Source organism: Nitratireductor sp. WH36-1 (assembly GCF_058725515.1).
In genome coordinates this window covers 2,111,127-2,134,484 of the sequence record NZ_CM178970.1, presented here as the reverse complement: position 1 = coordinate 2,134,484, position 23,358 = coordinate 2,111,127, and the positions used below count along the sequence as shown (strand labels likewise).

The 23,358-nt window shown below is 59.8% G+C and carries 19 protein-coding genes and 3 tRNA genes; 5 read left to right on the top strand and 17 right to left on the bottom strand.

Annotated elements, in window-relative coordinates; translation table 11 throughout:
• Positions 1-112: 112 nt before the first annotated feature.
• The 13 genes from rpoB to AC4PTT_RS09915 all read right to left on the bottom strand — a co-directional run bounded on the left by rpoB (position 113) and on the right by AC4PTT_RS09915 (position 11,398).
• On the bottom strand, positions 113-4,252 hold the full coding sequence (gene rpoB / locus AC4PTT_RS09975; protein ID WP_492161065.1) for a DNA-directed RNA polymerase subunit beta: 4,140 nt from the start codon (positions 4,250-4,252) through the stop codon (positions 113-115).
• 181 nt (positions 4,253-4,433) lie between these two features.
• Positions 4,434-4,811 (bottom strand): 50S ribosomal protein L7/L12, encoded by a 378-nt coding sequence (gene rplL / locus AC4PTT_RS09970; protein ID WP_065815249.1) that lies wholly within the window; start codon positions 4,809-4,811, stop codon positions 4,434-4,436.
• Positions 4,812-4,862: 51 nt separating this feature from the next.
• Positions 4,863-5,381, bottom strand: coding sequence for a 50S ribosomal protein L10 (gene rplJ / locus AC4PTT_RS09965; protein WP_113156316.1), 519 nt, complete (start codon positions 5,379-5,381; stop codon positions 4,863-4,865).
• A 343-nt stretch (positions 5,382-5,724) separates the two neighbouring features.
• Positions 5,725-6,429 (bottom strand): 50S ribosomal protein L1, encoded by a 705-nt coding sequence (gene rplA / locus AC4PTT_RS09960; RefSeq protein WP_113155297.1) that lies wholly within the window; start codon positions 6,427-6,429, stop codon positions 5,725-5,727.
• A gap of 4 nt (positions 6,430-6,433) precedes the next feature.
• Positions 6,434-6,862 carry a 50S ribosomal protein L11 gene (gene rplK / locus AC4PTT_RS09955; RefSeq protein ID WP_113155298.1) on the bottom strand — a complete coding sequence of 143 codons (429 nt, stop codon included), beginning with the start codon at positions 6,860-6,862 and terminating at the stop codon, positions 6,434-6,436.
• A 138-nt stretch (positions 6,863-7,000) separates the two neighbouring features.
• Entirely contained in the window at positions 7,001-7,528 is a 528-nt protein-coding gene (gene nusG, locus AC4PTT_RS09950) for a transcription termination/antitermination protein NusG (RefSeq protein ID WP_113155299.1), read from the bottom strand.
• Positions 7,529-7,558: 30 nt separating this feature from the next.
• The gene (gene secE, locus AC4PTT_RS09945) at positions 7,559-7,762 is read right to left on the bottom strand and encodes a preprotein translocase subunit SecE (RefSeq protein WP_113155300.1); all 204 of its coding nucleotides are present in this window, start codon (positions 7,760-7,762) and stop codon (positions 7,559-7,561) included.
• 331 nt (positions 7,763-8,093) lie between these two features.
• A tRNA-Trp gene (locus AC4PTT_RS09940) sits at positions 8,094-8,169 on the bottom strand.
• A 230-nt stretch (positions 8,170-8,399) separates the two neighbouring features.
• Positions 8,400-9,575: an elongation factor Tu gene (gene tuf, locus AC4PTT_RS09935; protein ID WP_206547510.1), complete on the bottom strand. Its 1,176-nt coding sequence runs from the start codon at positions 9,573-9,575 to the stop codon at positions 8,400-8,402.
• A gap of 212 nt (positions 9,576-9,787) precedes the next feature.
• The gene (locus AC4PTT_RS09930; RefSeq protein WP_492161064.1) at positions 9,788-10,297 is read right to left on the bottom strand and encodes a DUF2867 domain-containing protein; all 510 of its coding nucleotides are present in this window, start codon (positions 10,295-10,297) and stop codon (positions 9,788-9,790) included.
• A 123-nt stretch (positions 10,298-10,420) separates the two neighbouring features.
• Entirely contained in the window at positions 10,421-10,642 is a 222-nt protein-coding gene (locus tag AC4PTT_RS09925) for a hypothetical protein (protein ID WP_113155302.1), read from the bottom strand.
• Positions 10,643-11,208: 566 nt separating this feature from the next.
• A tRNA-Gly gene (locus AC4PTT_RS09920) sits at positions 11,209-11,282 on the bottom strand.
• 31 nt (positions 11,283-11,313) lie between these two features.
• A tRNA-Tyr gene (locus AC4PTT_RS09915) sits at positions 11,314-11,398 on the bottom strand.
• Between the two features lie 187 nt (positions 11,399-11,585).
• Here AC4PTT_RS09915 and AC4PTT_RS09910 point away from each other — a divergent pair.
• Positions 11,586-12,434, top strand: coding sequence for a TrmH family RNA methyltransferase (locus AC4PTT_RS09910; protein WP_317088187.1), 849 nt, complete (start codon positions 11,586-11,588; stop codon positions 12,432-12,434).
• A 72-nt stretch (positions 12,435-12,506) separates the two neighbouring features.
• Here the strand turns inward: AC4PTT_RS09910 and AC4PTT_RS09905 are convergent, their stop codons facing one another.
• From AC4PTT_RS09905 to AC4PTT_RS09890, 4 genes are all read right to left on the bottom strand, one after another.
• Positions 12,507-13,418, bottom strand: a complete 912-nt coding sequence (locus AC4PTT_RS09905) for a Csu type fimbrial protein (RefSeq protein ID WP_492162604.1) — start codon at positions 13,416-13,418, stop codon at positions 12,507-12,509.
• 146 nt (positions 13,419-13,564) lie between these two features.
• The gene (locus AC4PTT_RS09900; protein ID WP_492161063.1) at positions 13,565-15,970 is read right to left on the bottom strand and encodes a fimbria/pilus outer membrane usher protein; all 2,406 of its coding nucleotides are present in this window, start codon (positions 15,968-15,970) and stop codon (positions 13,565-13,567) included.
• Entirely contained in the window at positions 15,939-16,655 is a 717-nt protein-coding gene (locus tag AC4PTT_RS09895) for a fimbrial biogenesis chaperone (protein ID WP_206547504.1), read from the bottom strand. The genes AC4PTT_RS09900 and AC4PTT_RS09895 overlap by 32 nt, the downstream gene beginning before the upstream one ends.
• A 20-nt stretch (positions 16,656-16,675) precedes the next feature.
• Complete coding sequence (locus tag AC4PTT_RS09890) at positions 16,676-17,161, bottom strand: Csu type fimbrial protein (protein ID WP_425523540.1); 486 nt, start codon at positions 17,159-17,161, stop codon at positions 16,676-16,678.
• 1,206 nt (positions 17,162-18,367) lie between these two features.
• On the opposite strand from AC4PTT_RS09890, the gene AC4PTT_RS09885 reads away from it, so the two are divergent.
• The 4 genes from AC4PTT_RS09885 (at position 18,368) to AC4PTT_RS09870 (ending at position 23,080) form a co-directional block, all read left to right on the top strand.
• Positions 18,368-19,621, top strand: a complete 1,254-nt coding sequence (locus tag AC4PTT_RS09885; RefSeq protein WP_492161062.1) for a tyrosine-type recombinase/integrase — start codon at positions 18,368-18,370, stop codon at positions 19,619-19,621.
• 227 nt (positions 19,622-19,848) lie between these two features.
• Entirely contained in the window at positions 19,849-20,073 is a 225-nt protein-coding gene (locus AC4PTT_RS09880) for a helix-turn-helix domain-containing protein (protein ID WP_492161061.1), read from the top strand.
• A 201-nt stretch (positions 20,074-20,274) separates the two neighbouring features.
• On the top strand, positions 20,275-20,463 hold the full coding sequence (locus AC4PTT_RS09875) for a helix-turn-helix transcriptional regulator (RefSeq protein ID WP_492161060.1): 189 nt from the start codon (positions 20,275-20,277) through the stop codon (positions 20,461-20,463).
• A 76-nt stretch (positions 20,464-20,539) separates the two neighbouring features.
• Positions 20,540-23,080, top strand: coding sequence for a primase-helicase family protein (locus AC4PTT_RS09870; protein WP_492161059.1), 2,541 nt, complete (start codon positions 20,540-20,542; stop codon positions 23,078-23,080).
• The last annotated feature ends 278 nt before the right edge of the window (positions 23,081-23,358 follow it).

The following is a 23,358-nucleotide window of genomic DNA, read 5'->3' as shown; positions in this document are numbered from 1 at the left end:
ACTTCGGTGTTGGCTGCCGCCGCCTGCCTCACCGGTTCAAATGCTCGGCCGCTATGCTGCCGTGCGAACGACGAATGCGTGTCGCGGGCAATCCCGCGACACGCCGTAACGCTTATTCAGCCGCGTCGGGCAGCTGCTCAGCCTCGGATCCTTCAATGCGGGAGTTTTCAAGCTCCACATTGAGACCGAGCGAGCGCATTTCCTTGACGAGAACGTTGAAGCTCTCGGGAATGCCTGCCTCGAACGTGTCGTCGCCGCGCACGATGGCTTCGTAGACCTTGGTACGGCCTGCCACGTCGTCCGACTTCACCGTCAGCATTTCCTGCAGCGTGTAGGCCGCGCCGTAAGCTTCCAGCGCCCAGACCTCCATCTCACCGAAGCGCTGACCACCGAACTGCGCCTTACCACCCAGCGGCTGCTGGGTAACGAGCGAGTACGGGCCGATCGAACGGGCGTGGATCTTGTCGTCCACCAGGTGATGCAGCTTCAGCATGTAGATGTAGCCCACGGTCACCTGACGGTCGAAGGCTTCGCCCGTACGTCCGTCGTAAAGCGTGACCTGGCCAGAGGTCTTCATACCGGCCAGCTCCAGCATGTCGTTGACGTCAGCCTCATGCGCGCCGTCGAAGACCGGCGTTGCAATCGAGACACCGCGACGCATCTGCTCGCCCAGACGCACGACGCTCTCGTCGTCATACTCGCGAACCGGCTCGTTGCGGTCATTCTCGGGAATGACGGCCTCAATGGTCTGGCGCAACGGCTTGATGTCGCCGCTTTCCTTGTAGCTGTCGATCAGGTCGCCGATCTGCTGCCCCATGCCGGCACAGGCCCAGCCAAGGTGCGTCTCGAGGATCTGTCCGACGTTCATGCGGCTCGGCACGCCAAGCGGGTTCAGCACGATGTCGACATGCTGACCGTCATCGAGGAACGGCATGTCTTCAACCGGCACGATGCGCGACACGACACCCTTGTTGCCGTGACGACCGGCCATCTTATCGCCGGGCTGCATCTTGCGCTTAACGGCAACGAAGACCTTGACCATCTTCATCACGCCGGGCGGCATCTCGTCGCCGCGCTGCACCTTCTCGACCTTGTCCATGAAGCGCTGCTCGAGCGCCTTCTTGGACTCGTCATACTGTGCACGCAGAGCTTCGAGCGCTTCCTGCTGCTTCTCGTCCTCAACGGCAAACTGCCACCACTGCGAACGCGGATACTCGCTCAGCGCATCAGCGGAGAGCTCGCTGCCCTTCTTGAAGCCCTTCGGACCGGCGATTGCCTGCTTGCCAACGAGCATGTCGGAAAGGCGCGCGTAGACGTTGCGGTCGAGGATCGACTGCTCGTCGTCACGGTCCTTTGCGAGGCGTTCGATCTCCTCGCGCTCGATGGCCATGGCGCGCTCGTCCTTCTCAACGCCGTGGCGGTTGAAGACGCGCACTTCGACGACCGTGCCATACGTGCCGGGCGGCATGCGCATGGAGGTGTCGCGGACATCCGAAGCCTTCTCACCGAAGATGGCGCGCAGAAGCTTCTCTTCCGGCGTCATCGGGCTCTCGCCCTTCGGCGTGATCTTGCCGACGAGAATGTCGCCCGGCTGAACTTCAGCACCGATATAGGTGATGCCGGCTTCGTCGAGGTTCTTCAGCGCTTCTTCCGAAACGTTCGGAATGTCGCGCGTGATTTCTTCCGGTCCAAGCTTCGTATCACGCGCCATCACCTCGAATTCCTCGATGTGAATGGAGGTGAAGACGTCATCGCGAACGATGCGCTCGGACAGAAGGATGGAGTCCTCGTAGTTGTAGCCGTTCCAGGGCATGAACGCGACGAGCACGTTGCGGCCAAGCGCCAGATCACCCAGATCCGTCGACGGACCGTCGGCGAGGATGTCGCCCTTGTTGATCCGGTCGCCCACGCGCACCAGCGGACGCTGGTTGACGCAGGTGTTCTGGTTGGAACGCTGGAACTTCATCAGACGGTAGATGTCGACGCCGGAGCGCGATGCATCCACATCCTCGGTGGCGCGGATAACGATACGCGTCGCATCCACCTGGTCGACGATGCCCGTACGGCGGGCCGCGATGGCAGCGCCGGAGTCGCGCGCCACGATCGGCTCCATGCCGGTGCCGACGAACGGAGCCTCGGCGCGCACCAGCGGCACGGCCTGACGCTGCATGTTCGAGCCCATCAGTGCGCGGTTGGCGTCATCGTTCTCAAGGAACGGAATGAGCGCTGCTGCGACCGACACGAGCTGCTTGGGCGACACGTCCATCAGATCGACGTTCTCGCGCGGAGCCATCATCACCTCGCCGGCATGGCGGCAGATGACGAATTCATCCGTGAACGCACCATCTTCACCGATCTCGGCATTGGCCTGCGCAACGTAGTGCTTGGCCTCTTCCATGGCGGAGAGATAGACGACGTCCTGCGTGACCTTGCCGTCCACGATCTTGCGGTACGGGCTCTCGATGAAGCCGTACTTGTTGACGCGGGCGAAGGTGGCAAGCGAGTTGATCAGACCGATGTTCGGGCCTTCCGGCGTCTCAATCGGGCAGATACGGCCGTAGTGGGTCGGGTGCACGTCGCGCACTTCGAAGCCCGCACGCTCACGCGTCAGACCGCCCGGTCCAAGCGCCGAAAGGCGACGCTTGTGGGTGATCTCGGAGAGCGGGTTGGTCTGGTCCATGAACTGCGAGAGCTGCGAGGAACCGAAGAACTCGCGCACGGCGGCAGCCGCCGGCTTCGCGTTGATCAGGTCCTGCGGCATGACCGTGTCGATCTCGATCGAGGACATGCGTTCCTTGATCGCGCGCTCCATGCGGAGCAGGCCGACGCGGTACTGGTTTTCCATCAGCTCGCCGACCGAACGCACACGACGGTTGCCGAGATTGTCGATGTCGTCGATCTCGCCCTTGCCGTCGCGAAGCTCAACCAGCGTCTTGACCACGGCGACGATGTCTTCCTTGCGCAGAACGCGCACGGTGTCCTCGGCGTCGAGCTCGAGACGCATGTTCATCTTCACGCGACCAACGGCCGACAGGTCGTAGCGCTCGGCGTCGAAGAACAGCGAATGGAACATCGCTTCGGCCGTCTCAAGCGTGGGCGGCTCGCCCGGGCGCATGACACGGTAGATGTCGAACAGCGCGTCCTGGCGCGACTCGTTCTTGTCGGCAGCCAGCGTGTTGCGGATGTAACCGCCCACATTGACGTGGTCGATGTCCAGGAAGTGGACTTCGTCGACACCGGCTTCCAGAAGAACCTTGAGGGTCTTCTCGTCGATCTCGTCACCGGCCTCGAGGAAGATCTCGCCGGTTTCCATGTTGACGATGTCTTCGGCCAGATAGTTGCCGAGCAGGTCTTCTTCCGTCGCGTGAATGGCCTTGAGGCCCTTCTCTGCAAGCATCTTTGCCTGACGCGCGGTGATCTTCTTGCCAGCTTCAACGACCACTTCGCCGCTGTCCGCGTCGACGAGATCTGCAGTGGCCTTGAGGCCCTTGTAGCGCTCAACCGTATACGGCACGCGCCAGTTCTCACCGTCGCGCTGATAGGTCAGCTGATCGTAGAAGGTGGACAGGATCTCTTCGCCGTCCATGCCCAGCGCCATCAGAAGCGACGTCGCGGGAAGCTTGCGGCGGCGGTCGATACGCGCGTGGACGATGTCCTTGGCGTCGAACTCGATGTCGAGCCAGGAACCGCGATAGGGAATGACGCGCGCGGCAAACAGAAGCTTGCCCGACGAGTGCGACTTGCCCTTGTCGTGGTCGAAGAACACGCCTGGCGAACGGTGCATCTGGGAAACGATGACGCGCTCGGTGCCGTTGACGATGAAGGTGCCGTTGGACGTCATGAGCGGCATGTCGCCCATGTAGACGTCCTGCTCCTTGATGTCCTTGATGGACTTGGCGCCAGTGTCCTCATCCACATCGAAGACGATCAGGCGCAGCGTCACCTTGAGCGGCGCAGCGAAAGTAAGATCGCGCTGCCGGCACTCGTCCACATCGAATTTCGGCTCTTCGAACTCGTAGTCCACGAATTCGAGCATCGCCGTACCGGCGAAGTCCGAGATCGGGAACACCGACTTGAACACCGCCTGAAGCCCCTCGTCAGGTCGCCCGCCCTGGGGCTCCTCGACCATCAGGAACTGGTCATAGGATGCCTTCTGAACCTCAATCAGGTTCGGCATCTCCGCAACTTCCGGAATCTTTCCGAAGAATTTGCGTACCCGCCTGCGACCATTAAACGTTTGGGTCTCGGCCATCGTCGCTCCTTGCCCTGCCTGGCTTGCATGCACCACGTGAACCGCCATCCCGGCGGTCAATCCAAACGGATAAAAACCCGTTTCCTGAAAGCCGCTTGCGGCCCACAGGAAAGAGGTTCCGGTTCCGTCTTCAAAGTTCCGGTCCGCGCAGATCGGAAATCCGCGCGGACCGGACGCCGAATTACTTCAGCTCAACTTTAGCGCCAGCGCCTTCAAGCTGACCCTTGATCTTCTCGGCTTCGTCCTTGGACACGCCTTCCTTGATCGGCTTCGGAGCGGACTCAACGAGGTCCTTGGCTTCCTTGAGGCCCAGGCCGGTGATGCCGCGGACTTCCTTGATCACGTTGATCTTCTGTGCGCCTGCATCGGTGAGAACGACGTCGAACTCGGTCTTCTCTTCAGCAGCTTCGCCACCAGCAGCACCGCCTGCAGCAGCAGCAACTGCCACCGGAGCAGCAGCGGAGACGCCCCACTTCTCTTCAAGCATCTTGGAGAGCTCAGCCGCTTCGAGGACGGTCAGGCTCGACAGGTCTTCAACGATCTTAGCAAGATCAGCCATTGTACATTTCCTTTTGTGTTCGAACTGTGTTGTTGGTCTTGAGGACCGGCATCACGCCGCCTCGTCCTTCTTGGAATAGGCGCCAAAGACGCGCGCGAGCTGACCCGCGGGCGCGTTGACAACCTGAGCGATCCGGGTGGCCGGCGTAGAAATCATGCCGACCAGCTTCGCCCTCAGCTCGTCCAGCGACGGCAGCGAGGCAAGAGCCTTCACACCATCGGAATCGAGCGCGGTCTCACCCATGGCACCGCCAAGAATGACAAGCTTGTCATTTGCCTTGGCGAAGTCATTGGCGACCCGAGGAGCGACAACCGGATCGTCCGAATAAGCAATCAGGGTCTGGCCTTCGAAAAGGGCCTGAATGCTCTCGGACGGGGTTCCCTGAAGGGCGATTTTGGCGAGACGGTTTTTCGCAACCTTAACTGTGCCGCCTGCACCGCGCATCTTGGAACGAAGATCGTTCATCTGCGCGACGGTCAGACCGGCATAGTGGGCTACGACGACCGAACCGGTGTTGTTGAACACCTCGTTCAGGTCCGCGACGAATTCGCGTTTTTCCGCTCTGTCCACTGCCTTCTCCATTTGACGGAGTTTCCCGAAGGAAATATCCGCCGGTTTGCCTTTTGCCGCAGGGCATCCGCAAACTCGGATCACCCAAGCGACGCTCGAGGATCCTGTCCCCCTTCGCTGACCGGGAAACCCGGATCAAACAAAAGGCCAACACGGTTCGAACCATCAACCGGAGCCAGGCTCCGTTATCCGGTCCCACCCGTCTCATGCAGGCCCTTTAAAAGTATTAAGGCGAGCCGCCTGCAATCTCGGACAGGATGTTCCGGAAGTTTCCTTCCGGCTTCCAGATCTTGCGATCCGGAAAGTCTTGGGGAAGGCGCCGGAGCGCCCTCCCCGGAATTCATCAGCCTTCGGCCGACAGGCTGCCAACGTCGATGCGCAGGCCCGGGCCCATGGTCGAGGTGAGAGCCACCTTCTTCACATAGTTGCCCTTTGCGCCGGCCGGCTTCGCCTTGATCACCGCATCGGTGAAGGCGCGCACGTTCTCGGCAATGGCCTTGGCGTCGAAGGAAGCCTTGCCAACGCCTGCATGCACGATACCGGCCTTCTCGACGCGGAACTCAACGGCGCCGCCCTTGGAAGCCTTGACCGCACCCGTGACGTCCGGCGTCACGGTGCCGACCTTCGGGTTCGGCATCAGGCCACGCGGGCCAAGCACCTTACCGAGACGGCCGACCAGCGGCATCATGTCCGGCGTTGCAATGCAGCGATCAAAGTTGATCTCGCCCTTCTGAACGCTCTCAACCAGCTCTTCGGCGCCGACGATGTCTGCACCAGCTGCCTTTGCTTCTTCAGCCTTGTCGCCCTTTGCGAAGACGGCAACGCGAACCGTACGGCCCGTGCCGTTCGGCAGGTTGACCACACCGCGGACCATCTGGTCAGCGTGGCGCGGGTCGACGCCGAGATTCATCGCAACTTCGATGGTCTCGTCGAACTTCGCGGTCGCACGGTCCTTCAGGAGCGCAACGGCCTCATCGAGAGCGTATTCCTTGTCGCGATCAATACCTTCACGGGACTTCGCAACGCGCTTGGAAAGTTTCGTCGCCATATCGTCAGCCCTCCACTTCCAGGCCCATGGAGCGTGCCGAACCTTCGACCATGCGCATGGCTGCTTCGACGTCCGTCGCGTTCAGATCTTTAAGCTTGGCTTCCGCGATCTCGCGAACCTTGTCGCGCGAAATCTTGCCAGCAACCACCTTGCCGGGCTCCTTGGAGCCGGACTTCAGGTTGATTGCCTTTTTGAGGAAGTAGCTCACCGGAGGCGTCTTCATCGTGAAGGTGAAGGACTTGTCCTGGTAGTAGGTCACCACGACCGGGATCGGGGATCCCTTTTCCATCTCCTGGGTCTGGGCATTGAATGCCTTACAGAACTCCATGATGTTGATGCCACGCTGACCAAGCGCAGGGCCGATCGGGGGCGACGGCGTAGCCGAACCCGCGGGAACCTGAAGCTTGAGCAGGCCTGCAACTTTCTTAGCCATATCTCATCTGCCTTGTCGTTCTCACCGGCCACCCTGAAAAGAATGTGCCGGCACTGCAGTTTGGTGGTCCGGAAATCAGCGACCGGCTTAGCCGCATTTCCCTTCCACCGATGAAGCCCCGCGCACGGGGCAACACGGTCAGCCCTTTTCGACCTGACCGAATTCCAGATCGACGGGCACTGCCCGTCCGAAGATAGACACCTCGACCTTGAGGCGCGAACGCTCCTCGTCCACTTCCTGAACGAAGCCGTTGAACGAAGCGAACGGACCGTCGGAAACGCGAACCTGCTCGCCGATCTCGAAGGTAACGGACGGCTTCGGACGCTCCACGCCTTCCTGAACCTGCGTCAGGATGCGCTCTGCCTCGGCTTCGGTAATCGGAACCGGCTTGGCGTCGCCCAGAAAGCCCGTCACCTTCGGGGTGTTCTTGATCATCGAGAAGACAGCGTCGGTGAGCTGCGCCTTCACCAGGACGTAACCCGGGAAGAACTTGCGCTCGGCATCGACCTTGCGACCGCGGCGCACTTCAACGACCTTTTCGGTCGGAACCACGACCTGCTCGATCTTGTTATCAAGACCTTTCTGGCGTGCCTGCTCCTCGATCGACTCTGCGACCTTCTTTTCGAAATTCGAATAAGCGTGGACGATGTACCAACGCGCAGTCATTTCAATCGCACTCCGTCTATCGTCCGCAAATCAGGCGCCGATACCGAGAATGATCTCGATACCCCAGGCCATGAGCTGATCGGCAGCAAAGAAGAAGATCGCCGCCAGCGTGGCGAATGCGATGACCATTACTGTCGAGATCAGGGTCTCACGCCGCGAGGGCCACGTCACTTTTGCGGTTTCGGACCGAACCTGCTGAAGAAACGTGAAAGGATTCGTGGTTTTCGACGCCATGTGCCGCTCTTGATTCTATCGTCTGGTAACCCAGACTGTTTGTTATCCCCGAACTGGCCGGGAGACGCACCCGAGACCAGGAAAACCCGGCCTTCGGGCAAGAGCAAAATCCGAAAAAGCGAATCGCTTTTCGTAATCCACCCATACGACAAAGGCGCGTAAAGCCGCGTTCCCGGCTCCACGCACCGCGTGTCTGTTCGCCCTACATAGAACCGAAGTTCGATTCTTGCAAGCCCCAACGGAAGCTTCCGACAGGCGCTTACTCAACGAACTCGCTAAATGGGATCTCACCAAACGGGATCTCACGAAATGGCTCTGGCGCAAAATGCGCTGGCAGGGGCAGAGGGGCTCGAACCCCCGACCTGCGGTTTTGGAGACCGCCGCTCTACCAACTGAGCTATACCCCTGCATTCCCGTGCGCTGCTGCACACTGTAGGCAGGCCGCTTCCTAAGGGCTTCCGACGCGTCTGTAAAGAGACTTTAGCGCAGGTTTTGCACCATCCACGTCATTTGTTTCCCTGAGGGTTTCGTCAAGGCGGATTTCCACCCTGCCCCAGCCCTTTGAAAACAGGCTCCGGGCAAAATAAAAGGGCGGCCTGAGCCGCCCTTTCCGCATTCAACACTGCCGGGGCAGAGCTTACTCAATGATGGCTGCGACGATGCCGGCGCCGACGGTGCGGCCGCCTTCGCGGATAGCGAAGCGCAGCTTCTCTTCCATCGCGATCGGAACGATCAGCTCGACGTCAACGGCAACGTTGTCGCCAGGCATGACCATCTCGGTGCCTTCCGGAAGGTGCACAACACCCGTCACGTCCGTCGTACGGAAGTAGAACTGCGGACGGTAGTTGGTGAAGAACGGCGTGTGACGGCCACCCTCTTCCTTCGTCAGGATGTAGGCTTCTGCCTTGAACTTCGTGTGCGGCTTCACCGAACCGGGCTTGCACAGCACCTGGCCGCGCTCAACGCCTTCACGGTCAACACCACGGATCAGCGCGCCGATGTTGTCGCCTGCTTCACCCTGGTCGAGCAGCTTGCGGAACATTTCAACGCCCGTGCAGGTCGTCTTCGTCGTCGGACGGATGCCAACGATCTCGACTTCCTCGCCGACCTTGATGATGCCGCGCTCGACGCGACCCGTCACAACCGTACCGCGGCCCGAGATCGAGAACACGTCTTCGATCGGCATCAGGAACGGCTGGTCAACCGGACGCTCGGGCGTCGGGATGTAAGCGTCGACTTCTTCCATCAGCTTGCGGATTGCGTCCTCGCCGATCTCCTTGTTGGAGTCTTCGAGAGCAGCAAGAGCCGAGCCCTTGACGATCGGAATGTCGTCGCCCGGGAAGTCGTAGGACGACAGAAGCTCGCGAACCTCGAGCTCAACCAGCTCGAGAAGCTCTTCGTCATCGACCTGGTCGACCTTGTTGAGGAACACGACGATGGCCGGAACGCCAACCTGACGGGCGAGCAGGATGTGCTCGCGGGTCTGCGGCATCGGGCCGTCAGCGGCCGAAACCACCAGGATCGCGCCGTCCATCTGCGCGGCACCCGTGATCATGTTCTTCACGTAGTCGGCGTGGCCGGGGCAATCGACGTGAGCGTAGTGACGGTTCTCCGTCTCGTACTCAACGTGCGCGGTCGAAATGGTGATGCCGCGGGCCTTCTCTTCCGGCGCGCCGTCAATCTGGTCATACGCGCGGAACTCACCGAAATACTTCGTGATCGCCGCCGTCAAAGACGTCTTGCCGTGGTCAACGTGACCAATCGTGCCGATGTTCGCATGCGGCTTCGTACGCTCAAATTTACCTTTGGCCATTGCAACTTCCTTTGGCGCCCTGGATGCGTTTGGGTTTCAGATGCGCGGCGATTAACGACAAAGGCGCGAAATTACAAGCCCCTTTGCCGTTTCGCCCCCGTCGAACCGCGCCCTTTGCCCGAAAGAGCGTCCCGTATGCCACATGCAGGGAGCCTCTTACCGAGGATTGACACACGCCAGGGTGGCAACGCCACACAGCACGAACGGATATTTCAGGCCACGATGCGACGCACCGTATTGACCACGATCAGCTTGTGAAACGGCATGATCGTCAGGAGATAGAGCCATCCGAACGGATTGTGCGGACGCACCAGTGTGGTGCACGAAACGCGTGTGCCCGGCCCGTCGGCCGGATCGGCCTCCACGATCAGCCGGAAGTCCAGATGCCGGTCGTCCGTCCCCAATACGATTCGCCGGGAAGAGCGTTCAAGAACCGGAAACGGGGCCTGCTCCGTTCCGACCACCTGGTCCAGGGCGTCTTTCCCGGTCTTCAGACCGAAAGGCCGGACGATCACATTGCGCCAACGCATGAGCGTCCCGATCCAGCGCGGCGGGCGCGCAAAGGCCCGCGTCAGCGCGGCGCTTGCATCGAAAGTGTCTTTTGAAACACCGGAATATGTATCGGAGAAACCTGCACCGGGCAGTGTCAGCGGCGCTTCGGCCCGGCCCGTCTTCGACATCAGCCCCATCTTCGAGGTCAGCCCCATCTTCGAGGTCAGCATGACGCAGTTCCTTGATGCATTCACCGCACGGGCGAACAGACCGGAGCATCGTGCCGCACATTGGCAAGGCCTGCCAGTGTGCGGCGAAAGAATGCGGCAAACGGGCGCACAGGCCCGGTCCGGCTAAACGTCGCCGGAGGTCAGAAGCGCCAGCACGAGCATGTAGCAGCCGACAATGCCAAGCGCCGGCAAGATGATCGCCGGATAGCCGAAGAAGTAAATGGCGATCGCCCAGAATGCGAGCAGGTTGAAAATGAAAAAGACCTTCTCCGCCGTATCGCCAAGGGATGCGCTTTTAAGCATCCAGCCAAACACGGGGATGGAATAGATGAGCTTCTGAACCATTGGGGGAGCCTTTCGAATGGTACATACGGGTCGGTGCCTGGGAGGGCTTTGTCTCTTCGGGCGCGGCTGCCCGAAGACGGATCGACATGGCGCGCAGACGCCACGCAGGGCTGCGGGAATGAAGCGTTGCCGCAGCACGCGGGCCAATGCCGGATGCGCAGATGCAGCCATCGCCAGTTCCCATTCGCCCGAGCGACTGCCAGAAATGTAGGGTCGAGGCAATCGATCGGACACCGGCTGCGACAAAGAGTGCGGCTTCTCCCACAGCCCGATTGACGCACCCTGCAGAGCACGCATTTCGCGCCTGCGATTGAACGTCGCAGCAGAATCTGCAAGCTTTCGATGAACACCTCCCGGCCCAAGCCATCTCCCGCCTTGAGACGCCAAGGCAGGTAGAGGTTCTTGTCGGTCAGGGAATGATGCGGATGAATGCGATCCGCGAAGCGCGCCATACCAAGCCGACTATTGCGGATGGCACAGGCAGCTCAAATAGCGCTGATCGAGACGCCGGAAGATACGACAGGCAAACGCCATCCAAATACACGGCAATTTCAGAGGAGGTAAGCTGGAGCGGGTAGCGGGAATCGAACCCGCATATTCAGCTTGGAAGGCTGCTGCTCTACCATTGAGCTATACCCGCCGGGGTTCGTTGCGCTGGCTCTGGGAGACGGTGGTGGAGGGAGCTGGATTCGAACCAGCGTAGGCTTAGCCAACGGATTTACAGTCCGTCTCCTTTAACCACTCGGACACCCCTCCGTTTCCGTCAGAGCTCAGCGACGTGGCGTGAACTTCGTGTGGGCAAATCGCCCCGCTCAGTCCCGCAATGCGCGCCTTATGCAGAGACCGCTTCGAAGTGTCAACCGCCTGTCGCAAATCTGGTGTCAAAAATTTTCAGAACGCAAATCCTGTTTCCACAATCGCCCGGCGCGCCTATAGAGAACGCATGAGCGACGATCAGAATTCAAAGACCCCGAAAGACAGCCATTATGCACGCCTCCGGCGGGCCCACAGGGACCGTACGCAGCAGAAGCAGGGCGATGGCAAAAGCGATTCCCGACGCGGCGAAGGCCCGCGCGACGGCCTTGTGCGGCTTTATGGCCTGCACACGGTGCGCGCCGCCCTCGACAATCCACAGCGTCGAATCAAGCATATGCGCATCACGCGCAACGCCGCTGCCCGGCTGGAGCTGGGCGAGCCCTCGGCCCTGCCCTTCCCTGTGGAGATCGTCGAGCCGCGCGCCATTGATGGCCTCACCGGGCCGGACGCGGTGCATCAGGGCGTTCTGATCGAGGCGGAACCGCTGAAACCAAGGCCGCTCGGCGATCTGGAAGGCGCAGGCCTGGTGCTGGTGCTCGATCAGGTCACCGATCCGCACAATGTCGGCGCGATCATGCGCTCGGCCGTCGCTTTCGGCGTCAACGCGCTTGTCACCACGGCGCGGCACAGCCCCTCCGAATCGGGCGTGCTCGCCAAGGCCGCCTCCGGCGCGCTGGAGCATATCGACCATCTGACCGTGCGCAATCTGGCCGAGGCGCTGGAAGAACTCTCCGCCGCCGGCTTCCAGACCATCGGTCTCGATTCGGACGGGCCGGCCCAGCTTGAGGCCACATTCGCCGCAGACCGCATCGCGCTGGTTCTGGGCGCGGAGGGCAAGGGGCTCCGGCAGAAGACACGCGATACCGTCACCGCACTCGCCCGTCTCGACATGCCCGGCGCAATCCGCTCGCTCAACGTTTCCAATGCCGCCGCCGTGTCGCTCTATGCGGCGCGCCAGTATCTCGGCAGCCGCTAAATCGCCCTGCGTCCTCCCGGACGCGCAAAGGACGATCCGGTTCATTGATGGAGCATCGGATCAATCCGATGCTCAGTAGGTAACGGTCACGACCACCGTGTCCGTATAGGTTCCCGGCGAAGGCGTCGTCTGCGGCGGCACGCGGCCATAGACGGTCAGCACCTGCCCGCTGCCGCTACCCGTGCCGGGCACCGCCTCGCCCGGAATGGCGGCCAGCCCCCAGGGCAGGCTGCGCGCCGCATCCTGATAGAGCCCGTAAGTCACCGTTTCGCTTCCCTTGCTCATCAGCCGCGCCGCCGGCGGCGCTGCGGCCTGCCCGCCATCGAGCCCGACCGTGTAGGCGGTGCCCGGCGTACAGGTCACCGTCACTCCGCCCGTCGTGTCCACATTGCCCGTCAGAACGCCATGGGCGCCGAAATCCAGATCCTGCGTGGCGACGAGGCAATTGTCGGCAATCGAGGCCGTCACGGTGAAGGACGGGGACGCCGTCTGGCCCGACAGGTTCGAACAGTCGCTCAAAAGCGTGTAGCGATAGATGAAATTCACATCCGCGCCTGAAAAGGCGGACAGATAGGTTCCCGCCGGCACGGTCGACTGGCTGCCGAACACCTGGCCATAGAGCGTGAAACTCGCCGATCCGCTGCCAAGCACGCCGAGTGTGAGTTCGAGCGTCGGCGGCGTGGCTGCAAAGCCCCAGAAATAGGAACCCCACACCACCGTGCGCCCGGCGTCGGAATAGAGCTGGTAAGCGAGTGTGTCGCCGCCGCTCGCCATCTGCCGCGCAGAGACGGTCGCGCCGCCGCTGCCCGCGCCAATGCTCGGACAGATCAGGATACGCGTGAGCGAAAGGCCGGTGCAGTTCACATTGATCGTGGCCGTCCCGTTCACCGCCCCGCCTGAAAGCGTGTCGACCGCGCCGAAACTCATGTCGGAGATGGTGAAGTTGCAGCTTTGCGCACGCGCCTGCGAAAGCGCACCCAGCATGAAGGCGAGGAAGAGCAGAGCTGCGAGAAGCGCCCTTTCCCGGCCTGGAGGGTTTTCGCTTTTCGGTGGATCGCGAAAACGCTCCAACATATTGTTTTTACGCAATTTTGGACAGAAAACCGGTTCCCCCTTTTTCTGAAATTGCTCTAGCGGCATGGCACCGCCTCCAGCTGCACCTGCTCGCCCGGCTGTGACCGATAGGCGAAGGAGGCAGCGCAGACCTGCCCATCGGGCAGCTCGATGCGGACGGCGTTCTCCCGGCCAAGCCCCGTCAGATAGGTCGCGCCATCATAGCCGATGAAGAAGGCGTGGCCCTGAAACGCCCCGACCGATCCGACGGGAAGCGGCGCGCCTTCTCCATCCACGAATGAAACGAGCGCGCCACGCGCCTGCCGGTCAACACCGAAGGCAACCGCAACCCCGCCCTTGCGCGGCGGCACGGCGCTCGTCGCAGTCATCGGGATGTCCGCATCGAGCGGCAGATCCGCCGGGTCGATGGAGAAGGCGTTTTCCTCATTCGCCACCAGATCGGGAACGAGCAACCGCCCCCACCGGTCGCTCGTTCCGACGGGACGGTTTTGATGGGAAATTGCAACACCCGGCGCGCCGGTATCGACAACGGCGAATGCCCCATCAATGCGGTTTGCGACAAATGCCCCGCCGCCTGCCAGAACCAGAGCGCCATCGAGCGATGCTTCCGCCTGAAACGCGTCGTCGCGCTGGTGCAGCGCGCCCTCGATGCGCCCGTGCCGTCCGCGATAGCTGAGCGAGGCGGAACGTTCGGGGCGCCCGCCCTCCGCGCTTCGCAGACGCCAGCCGAAACTCCCCTCTTCACGCGTTTCCTGCCGGGAGAGCTGCGAGACCAGACGCGTGCCATCCGGGCGGCTTTCAATGCCGCTGGAAACGTTGAAGTTTTCTCCAAAAGCGATTGAAATCCCGCCAAAAACGCCAAAATTCTCTTTTTCCTCGGCATCAACAAAACCGGTGAGATAGAAATTGCCGCGACGGGCTATGCGCCGGCTGTAGGACAGCGAGAGAATGCGGCTGCTTTCGCTGTGCGCATCCTCGATATGCGTATAGGAGAGGCTGAGGGTCGAGGGATCGAAGCGCAGCGGGATGCCGAGCGATATCTGGTCGATGGCGCGCGGAACGCCGGCACCCAGCCAGCGGGCTTCAAGATCGCTGCTCACCGGCAGCGCCGTGACCGATGCGATATCGTGATACGCGCCGAAGCTGCGTTGCAGCCGCCCGCGCAGCGACCAGCCCTCAAAGCCCAGCTCCACCGATCCGTTGACGAGACCGCCGCTCTCACCATCGAAATGGCTTGCCGCAGCCGCGAGAGAGGCAGCGCCATAAGGACCGATGGGAAAGGCGATGCCCGCACCGCCATTCACCAGCCCGCCCCCGCCTTCCACATGGCCTTCCAGCGTCAGCCTGTCGGTGAGGCCGTAGCGCATGCTGGCCGACGCCATCAACCGGCTGTCGTAATCGGAGGAGCGGCTGCCGAAGGCGCGGCGGGGAAAGCCCGCCTCGACCGAGAAATCGAGCAGTCCGCGCCGCAACAATCGCGTCGAGGCGTAGAAAGGCAGTGTGGCCTCGGTCTCGCGCCCCTGCGCATCGCGCAGGACGATGCGCGCCGACCCGGCGCCGGAAACAGCCGGCAGATTGACCAGTTCAAACGGACCTTCATCGATAGCGCCGGAAAAGCGGCGCGTGTTGTCGGCGTAGACTTCAAGCGTCGATGGAACGGCCGCCGTGCCCGAAAAGGATGGCAGCGGCAGCGTGACCAGATCAGGGCGCAGGCCGAAATTGCGCTGCAGCTGCACGCCGCCCAGATAAACGGGCCGTGTCCAGGCCAGACCGCCGCTCACCAGATCGCCGGCGCGCCAGGTCAAAAGGCGCTCGTCGTCATCGCGGGTCCAGCTGGTCGCAAGCCGTGTTAGCCCATCGAGCTGACCATCCGTATAGCCGGCGAGAAACGATTGGCTGAACGTGCCGTGCGGACTGAAGAGCCGCGCCTCGAAACTGCCGGAGACGCCCTTCAGAAGCCCGGTCTGCCCGCGCTCGAATGAGTGCGAGGTGGCAAACAGCGCGTAGTTCAAAAGCGCCCCATAGATGGAGCGACCGGCCTTGCGTTCGTCATCGGCATCCTGCGACAGATCCAGCGTTCTGGCAGCGCGCCCCTCATGCCCGACTGTCACAAACAGTCGCTGCCCGGCCTCATCCACCGCAACAACAAGATCAGGCAATTCATTTAAAAGAAAGAGATTTTCGCCGAGCCTGGAATCCCCGCGCGGCTCGATACCCACCTCACGCAGCTCCTGCCCCGTGGCCGCCAGCTCGCCGGTCGACAGCTCCTTGAAGTTCCCGATCATCCCGACCGGCCGCTCATTGATGAACACTTCCAGATAGAGCTCGCGAACCACCTCCACGAGCCCGGGAGCAGCGCCGGAGAAAGCACCGCCCTCGCTGGCGCTGACGGGCTTGCCAACAAGCCCCAGCGCGATGGTGAGAAGCGCACTAGCGGCGCTGTATGGCCAGACTGGTTTCAATGGGACCGAGATGGCTTTGCGCCCGCATCACAAGCGGCCCCGCGCCAACCCTTCCACTTGTCCTGATCGGCCACTGCATGCTCGCGCCGCCAAGCACGTAACCCGTCAGGCCCTCATCCCGCCCAACCACACCGCCACCTGAAAGCAGCACGACGTCAGCAAGCCGCAATCGTGACGCGCCCTGATTGCGGGCAACCAGCAGAAGCTGCCCGTCCATCCGCACCAACCCCAGCGCGACCCGCGCCGGTGCAGCATCGGGCGCGCGGAAGAAAACCGGGATGGAGTGCCGCACCACAAGATTGACCGCCCCGGCCCGTCGCTTTGCCGGGTCGGGCAATTGATCCACCACGACGCGATAACTCTCCTCCCCGCGAACAGGCGTCCGGGCGGTGCGCACCACACGTATCGTGTAATCGACACCCGGCGAAAGCTGCGTTGCCGGGGGACTCGCAACGACATCGCGCGTGGGTTCGAAACGATCCTGACCGCCGGACTGACTCCAGCGAAAAACGCGCACCTGAACGTGCATGGGCGCAGCCGCATCATTGCGCAGCCGCAGCACGGCCGCGCTATCGGGCGCAATCAGGTCGAGCGTGGTCGGCGCGACACGCAGACTGCCAGCCGAAGCAGCGGATATCTGCAACGCAAGGAACAGGACAACGAGACAACAAAAACGCATTGGCATTCCGGTCTCCCCTGGCAATCCTAATAGGTCACGGTCACCGTCACCGTGTCGGCATAAACGCCAGCGCCGGGCGTTGCCTGCGGCGGCACCCGGCCATAGACGGTCAACGCCTGCGCGTTTCCATTGCCCGTCCCCGTCACCACGTCGACACCGGTCGTGTCTCCCCACAAAACGGAACGCGCCGCATCCTGATAGAGACCATAGGAAATGGTTGCCGACGCGGGACCGGTCATCAACCGTGTCGCCACGGTTGCACCCGAACCCGCACCGGCATCCAGCCCCACCTCGTATGGCGTGCCATCGGTGCATTGGATGGAAATCGTGCTGCTCTGATCGATATTGGCGTCAATGACACCCTGCGCCCCAAAATCGAGGCTTCCGACGGATACAATGGTGCATTCGGCCTGAATGGTGATCTGCACGTTCAAGGTGCTGGTCGCAGTCGCCGCCTGCGCCACAACGCCACCTGCCCAGGTCAGGAAGGCGGCTGATGAAACGAGCAATATGCAAATCCTACGCACGCTGGCTCCTCTTGGTCACAGGCGCGTTTTGCTGCCGGACTAACGGTGGCTTCGCCAAGAATTACGTATTGAGGAGAAAGTAATGCGATTCGCCAAAAGTAGAAAAATAAATTTGTCAGCTAACTTTATCCACCATCGCGCGATATTCGAACTGATATACAACATACGGAAAATTTCACGGAAGAACATTCATGGGGTCAATCACATCGATACATTCGATTGCGCTCGGTCCCGAGATATTTCGAAAACTCATTTCAAATTGCAAAGGACGAGTGGCGGTCGTTCAAAGCTGTCCGACTGAGAAACCCAAACCTCGGCCACGCCATACTGGTTAAACACTCTGCAGTTACCGGCGTTCAACACCTTCGCTGCGCGATACCGCACAGGACAGCCGAAGAATTCAGGACAATCCCGGCAACCATCCACGCCAGAAGCAACGAGCATGAACGCAACCTCCTCCCTGAACCTGACCAGGCTTCAAGAGCTTCTCACGCCACTATGGATTTGCGGACTAATCAATCAGATTGAGTTTTGTTGCGGCCTGCCGCATTGCCTCAACGGCTCCCAACGAGGGGTTTCCCGCGCATAGACCGGATATTTCGACATAAAGCTGGACCTCTGGAGTGCTCCAGAGGGCGATGAAGGTTTTGCGAGGTCGGCTTCTCTTATGTCGTTGTCCTGCATGAACCGCCTCATGAGAACGACAAACGGCAGGACATCCTCCTTAAGAAGCCCAAGGTCATCGCTAAACGAACCTTCCCTTCTGTGGCGGGCGATCTCGGCATCATGATAGGCGACGATCAGGTCCTCATGCGCTGCACCAAGCTCTTCGCAATTGAACCCCATGAGTTCGTCAGCGGTGTAGTGTTTTATCTGAGCCGGTTGCGCCCGGACGTAAAAGGCCAGAGCGAGCGCAGAGGCGCAAAAAAGCAGGCCGAATCTCGATACAGTCGGAGAACATACCGGACCGCACCCAAAATCCGGGTGAGGAAATAATCGGAGCAAAGCTAGCAAAAACAAAGCGAGAAGGTTGGAATGGTGCCCCCGGACGGACTCGAACCGCCGACCCCCTGATTACAAAAAAGATTCTAAGCATATTCCGCAAACCCTTGCGCCGTAAGGATTCTGCCGTGTCCGCAACGCAAAGCCTTGTGAAATAAGGTTTTACGTATTGCAAAATCAGGAAACCGTGTGAAACTGGTTGAAGCAACAAGTCGTTTGATTTGCGGACACAGTGTGGACACGGATATGAGACTTACGGATAAAACCATCAACGAAGAGCTGCCTGCTCCTGAGAGCGGATACAAGATCACGTACGACGATGAGGTGAAAGGATTTGGCGTTCGCGTCACGGCGAATGGCGCTAAATCCTTCATCCTGACTTACCGCATCGGAAGACGCCAGCGCCGATACACCATCGGCGCTTTCCCGGATTGGAAGACAACAGCGGCGCGTAAGGAAGCGAAGGAGCTGAAGAAGCAAATCGACGTTGGCAACGACCCGCTTGCCGAACGCGAACGGCGTTACAAAGATCCAACTGTTGATGATCTTTGTAACGAGTTCATCGCCGAGCACCTGCCGTCCAAGCGACCGGCGACACAACGCGACTACAAGCAAATCGTCAACACGTATATCCGACCCAATCTGAAACACCGGCTGGTTGCCGAGGTCGCATACGTTGATACGTATGGGGTGTTTCGCAAAGTGACGAAGACCGGAAAGACCACCACCGCAAACCGCGTGGTTGCGGTGATGTCGGTAATGTTCACTTTCGCTAAGAAACTCGGCTGGATGGAAAAGAACCCAACAGACGGAATCGAGCGCAACGCCGAGGAAAAGCGAGAGCGGTTCTTATCGTCGGAAGAGCTTGGCCGGTTGCTTGATGCGCTAACCACTCTGGAAGACCAGCAAGCGGCCAATATCTTTCGATTGATGCTACTGACAGGATGTCGAAAGTCTGAGGCGCTTGGAGCTTCGTGGGGCATGTTCGACTTATCTAAAGGGACATGGACGAAGCCGGCACATTATACAAAGCAAAAGAAGCTTCACGCCGTCCCTCTATCCGCCCCGGCTCGACAGCTCTTAGCCGAGATTCGACAGGCACAGGGGGATGATGCGGGTGACTACGTATTCCCGGCCCACCGCGAAAGCACCAAGCGCGATGCCGTCAACAAACTCCCACACCGCAGCAACGTAAAGAACGCTTGGGCCGCACTAACAAAGGCCGCCCGGCTTGAAGATTTCCGAATGCATGACCTGCGCCATAGCTATGCGTCATTCCTCGTCAGCGACGGCTTGTCGCTTCCGGTCATCGGTCGGCTTCTCGGCCACACGCAAGCTGCCACAACGCAACGCTACGCCCACCTCGAAGACGACGCCCTGCGCCGCGCAACTGACCGCGTGGGCGACCGCGTAACGAACGCTCAATTGGTCCAGAAGGGATAAATTTTTACTTCCCTTGGACCAAATTCAACCGAGAGGTTTAGCAATCGTGACGTATCGAAAAAGAAGCGATAATTCAACGATCTGACCGATTGCGTTTTTTCTCACTAATATATGCGGAGCCGCCTAAATCCGCAGTACAGTTGACAATGTAAACACTATATGTGGTGGACAAGTGAAGAATCGCGAACTAAATATTGCTTCATCGGAACGGAAAAGGAGATTAACCGATGAACCTACTTGATGGATATGTAACGCGAGACGAAGCTGCCAGCGCCCTTGGCGTGACGAAGCGGTCGCTCATCAACTATGAAAACGAACCGAACGGGCTGCCACGCGTCCCGTTCGGCGGACGGGTCTATTACCGCGTCGAGTCATTGCGCGAATGGTTGGCGAAACGGGAGCGGCAGTTGAATCCAACCAGCTCCGTTCGCCGCCGCCGAATGGCCGCTTGACCTGACATCCGCGACATTGCGTCGTCTGCCGGAGGGCAGAGCGCACCCATGCGTGAACATTGATGGACTTCGATGGACCCGCCGAGCGCGGGTTTTTTTGTGCCTTTTGGAATTGTTACGGATGCGAAACGGTGGGGCTATTCAATGGCACATGCGGTAGCTAAGATCATCCTATACACAACATTTAGTAGGAGAATGAAAATGGAACAACCGACGATGCTGATTAGCATGAAAGCCGTTCAAACGCGTCTCGGCGGCATCGCCAAACCCACGCTGTACCGACTCATGGATGGTGACTTCCCGAAGCCTGTCCGCGTGTCGCCGCGTCGGGTGGGATTCGTGGAGTCGGAAATTGAAGAATGGATCACCACGCAGATGGCCGACCGATGAAACACGAAACAGAAAAACCCGCCCGGTGCGTGGCCGGGCGGGATGAAAATTCACCAAATAGAAGGTAATATGCAAGATGCACCATACTGCAAATCTTAAAGCAAGTCAAGCCCTCCCCGGATTGCCCGGTGTGAGAAATGAGGCGGTAGTCCTTCCGTTTCGGGGCAAGAACCCAGAACCGGATTCGGATGTGGCGCGCGATTTCCTTGGCAACTATCTAGCCGCATCCGGCATCCATCTTGTGGCGATCACGCCGGATGCCGCAACGAACAAGATCACCGGAAAACATTTCGGAAACGACGCCGCAGCCGCGACAGCTTGGGCGATTGAGCAAAATGAAGCGCGCCGCAACATTCATTTCACGGCCAACATGGTGAAGCCCGGTACAGACGCCAAGCCGACCAAGGCCGACATTACTGGCATCCGTGTCGCGCATGTCGACATCGACCCGCCGCGCGATAATCCGCAATGGGATAAATCCGCCGCGCTTGCTGACATCATGTTGCGCGGCAATCCGTCCGTGGTCATTGATTCCGGTAATGGTCTTCAAGCGCTGTGGTGGTTGTCCGAACAGACGGACATGGAAACCGTTGAGGCGATCAATCGTGGGATTGCCGATGCGTTCGACGCCGACCACTGCCAGAATGTTGACAGGCTCCTTCGTCTGCCGGGTACGGTCAATTGGCCGGATGCAAAGAAGCAATCGCTCGGTCGCGTTCCGGTACAGTCTTCTATTGCCGTGCCGTTCACAGGCGTGACATTCGCCCCGGCAGCGCTTGCGGCAAGCTTTCCAGACACGAAGGGGGCGACACTCGTTGAAGCGCTTCCTGACTCCCCGGACCCGCGCTGGACCCTTTCGGATAAAACAGACGAAGAGATTATCCGAATCATGCTGGCAGAACGTCCGAACATTGCTGCATCTTTCGGACAAGCGCCGACCATGCGCGACATATGGGAAGGCACCCAAGAGGCGCTTGACCATTACAATGGCGATGCTTCGGCTCTCGATATGGCGGCGATGTCCAAGATAGCGTTCTACGCCGGAAAGTGGCCGTCTCGGATGCTAAGCATCTTTGATAAATCGCCACTCAGTAAGCGCGATAAATGGAATCGTGAGTCGTACCGGAACATCACAATTGGCAAGGCGGTGAGCGGTTGCACGAATGTCTATAGCGTCAGTACGAAACCGACTCAGGCCGTTGCGGACATTCCCGGCGTGACGCCGCTTGAAGGCGAAGTTCTGCCGAATACCGAATTTCTGACACTGGTGGAACAGAAGAAATATTTCGCCGGTTGCGTGTACGTTGCGAGCGATCATACGGTACTTACGCCATCCGGCGAGATGTTGAAGCCGGAGAAGTTCCGCGCCATGTACGGCGGGTACATGTTCGAGATTGGGACGGAATGTGCACCTGAGAAGAATGCGTTTATCGCACTGACGGAAAATCGGTTGCACCGCTTCCCGAAGGTTCACAAGACGATGTTCGACCCGTCTCTTCCGTTCGGCCATATCGAGAAAGAGGCGGTGAATATTTACATGCCGCATGATCTCGGCAGCGCCGGCGGCGGAACGATTGAAGCAGCCCAGGAATTCTTGTGCCACTTCGTCCCCGACGAAGAAGAACGGCAGCGGATGCTACATTGGATTGCCGCGAAGGTCCGCAAGCCGGATGAGCGCTTATATGGGATCATAATGCAGGGCGCTATCGATCACGGCAGCGGGCGCGGCTTGTTCTTTACGCTCCTTCAGAAACTGATCGGCCATCAATATTGCCAGAACATCGCCTACGGTCAGTTGGCCGGCCGCGAAGGCCAAGGCCAATACGAAGACTGGCGCTTCCGGTCGCTGCTCGTGACGGTGGAGGAAGCCCGGAACATAGCGCGCACAATGTCCGGCAAAATGTCGGAGTATGAAATGCTCAAAGATCGAGTCGACCCGTCAAACCACGGTTGGCAAACAATTACGCGGAAAGGTCTGTCGCCTGTTAATTCCCGTGTTTTCTATTCAACGATCATCGCCACAAACCATGCCGATGCAATCTGGCTCGATCAGAAAGATCGGCGTTTCGACGTCATCTCCAACGGTGAGCGGATGCCGGGAGAGGTGAGCGAAGCCTTCGCCAATTGGCTGAAGGTTCCGGCCAACATTGCCGCCTTTGCGGAACATCTCGCCACCGTAGACCTTACCGACTTCGACCCCTTCAAAGCTCCACCGATGTCCACAGCGAAGGCCGCCATGATTGAAGGTGCGCGAAGTGAACTTTCGGTTCTGGTCGAGGATGCAGTTGGCGAGATGGCCGGTGAGATTTTCACCGCCACTCAGATTGTGCAGATGGTCCGTCATCTTGCCACCATTCGGCAGGAGCCAATGTTCAAGGGATGGGAGCCGGCAGCACGTCGGATCATGTCAAGCGAGATGGGGAATTGCTGGGTCCGGCGAAAGCAGAAGGCTGCGACCGGTGGTGACACTCGCATCAAGTATCCAGCCGGCGGCGGCAAAGAAGTCGTCTACGCTAAAACGTCAGAGCTCGCCGAGAAATGGAGGCCGGCGGAGGTTGAGGCATTACGAATAGAACTCGGCAAGAATGCTCCACCCATCGTTGCCGGCATGATCTAGCGTTGAAGATGAAAAGCCCGTTGAAATCCAGCGGGCTTTTTTCGTGTCCCCCCCGTCCCCCTATAAATCCCCCCATATCGAAAAGTAGGGGGACGGCTCAAACCCTTATAATGTAAGGTCTCTAGAGTTCTGTCCCCCCTGTCCCCCTTAAATATTAGAATTAGAAACATACAGATAAATATACGTCACATAATTATAGCCATGCCCTGTGACCGTCCGTGACTGTCCGTCCCATCCCGCTGGCTCCCGGGTTGAGATTAGGGGGGACGGGGGACACG

Bases quoted from the DNA above. Each gene is read 5' to 3' on its own strand.
- secE (WP_113155300.1), bottom strand. From the start codon at position 7,762: ATGGCGTCGAAAACCACGAATCCTTTCACGTTTCTTCAGCAGGTTCGG.
- AC4PTT_RS09925 (WP_113155302.1), bottom strand. From the start codon at position 10,642: ATGGTTCAGAAGCTCATCTATTCCATCCCCGTGTTTGGCTGGATGCTT.
- rplA (WP_113155297.1), bottom strand. From the start codon at position 6,429: ATGGCGACGAAACTTTCCAAGCGCGTTGCGAAGTCCCGTGAAGGTATT.
- AC4PTT_RS09930 (WP_492161064.1), bottom strand. From the start codon at position 10,297: ATGCTGACCTCGAAGATGGGGCTGACCTCGAAGATGGGGCTGATGTCG.
- AC4PTT_RS09880 (WP_492161061.1), top strand. From the start codon at position 19,849: ATGAACCTACTTGATGGATATGTAACGCGAGACGAAGCTGCCAGCGCC.
- AC4PTT_RS09910 (WP_317088187.1), top strand. From the start codon at position 11,586: ATGAGCGACGATCAGAATTCAAAGACCCCGAAAGACAGCCATTATGCA.
- rplK (WP_113155298.1), bottom strand. From the start codon at position 6,862: ATGGCTAAGAAAGTTGCAGGCCTGCTCAAGCTTCAGGTTCCCGCGGGT.
- AC4PTT_RS09875 (WP_492161060.1), top strand. From the start codon at position 20,275: ATGGAACAACCGACGATGCTGATTAGCATGAAAGCCGTTCAAACGCGT.
- nusG (WP_113155299.1), bottom strand. From the start codon at position 7,528: ATGACTGCGCGTTGGTACATCGTCCACGCTTATTCGAATTTCGAAAAG.
- AC4PTT_RS09870 (WP_492161059.1), top strand. From the start codon at position 20,540: ATGCACCATACTGCAAATCTTAAAGCAAGTCAAGCCCTCCCCGGATTG.
- AC4PTT_RS09905 (WP_492162604.1), bottom strand. From the start codon at position 13,418: ATGCTGGGTGCGCTTTCGCAGGCGCGTGCGCAAAGCTGCAACTTCACC.
- rplL (WP_065815249.1), bottom strand. From the start codon at position 4,811: ATGGCTGATCTTGCTAAGATCGTTGAAGACCTGTCGAGCCTGACCGTC.
- AC4PTT_RS09895 (WP_206547504.1), bottom strand. From the start codon at position 16,655: ATGCCAATGCGTTTTTGTTGTCTCGTTGTCCTGTTCCTTGCGTTGCAG.
- tuf (WP_206547510.1), bottom strand. From the start codon at position 9,575: ATGGCCAAAGGTAAATTTGAGCGTACGAAGCCGCATGCGAACATCGGC.
- rpoB (WP_492161065.1), bottom strand. From the start codon at position 4,252: ATGGCCGAGACCCAAACGTTTAATGGTCGCAGGCGGGTACGCAAATTC.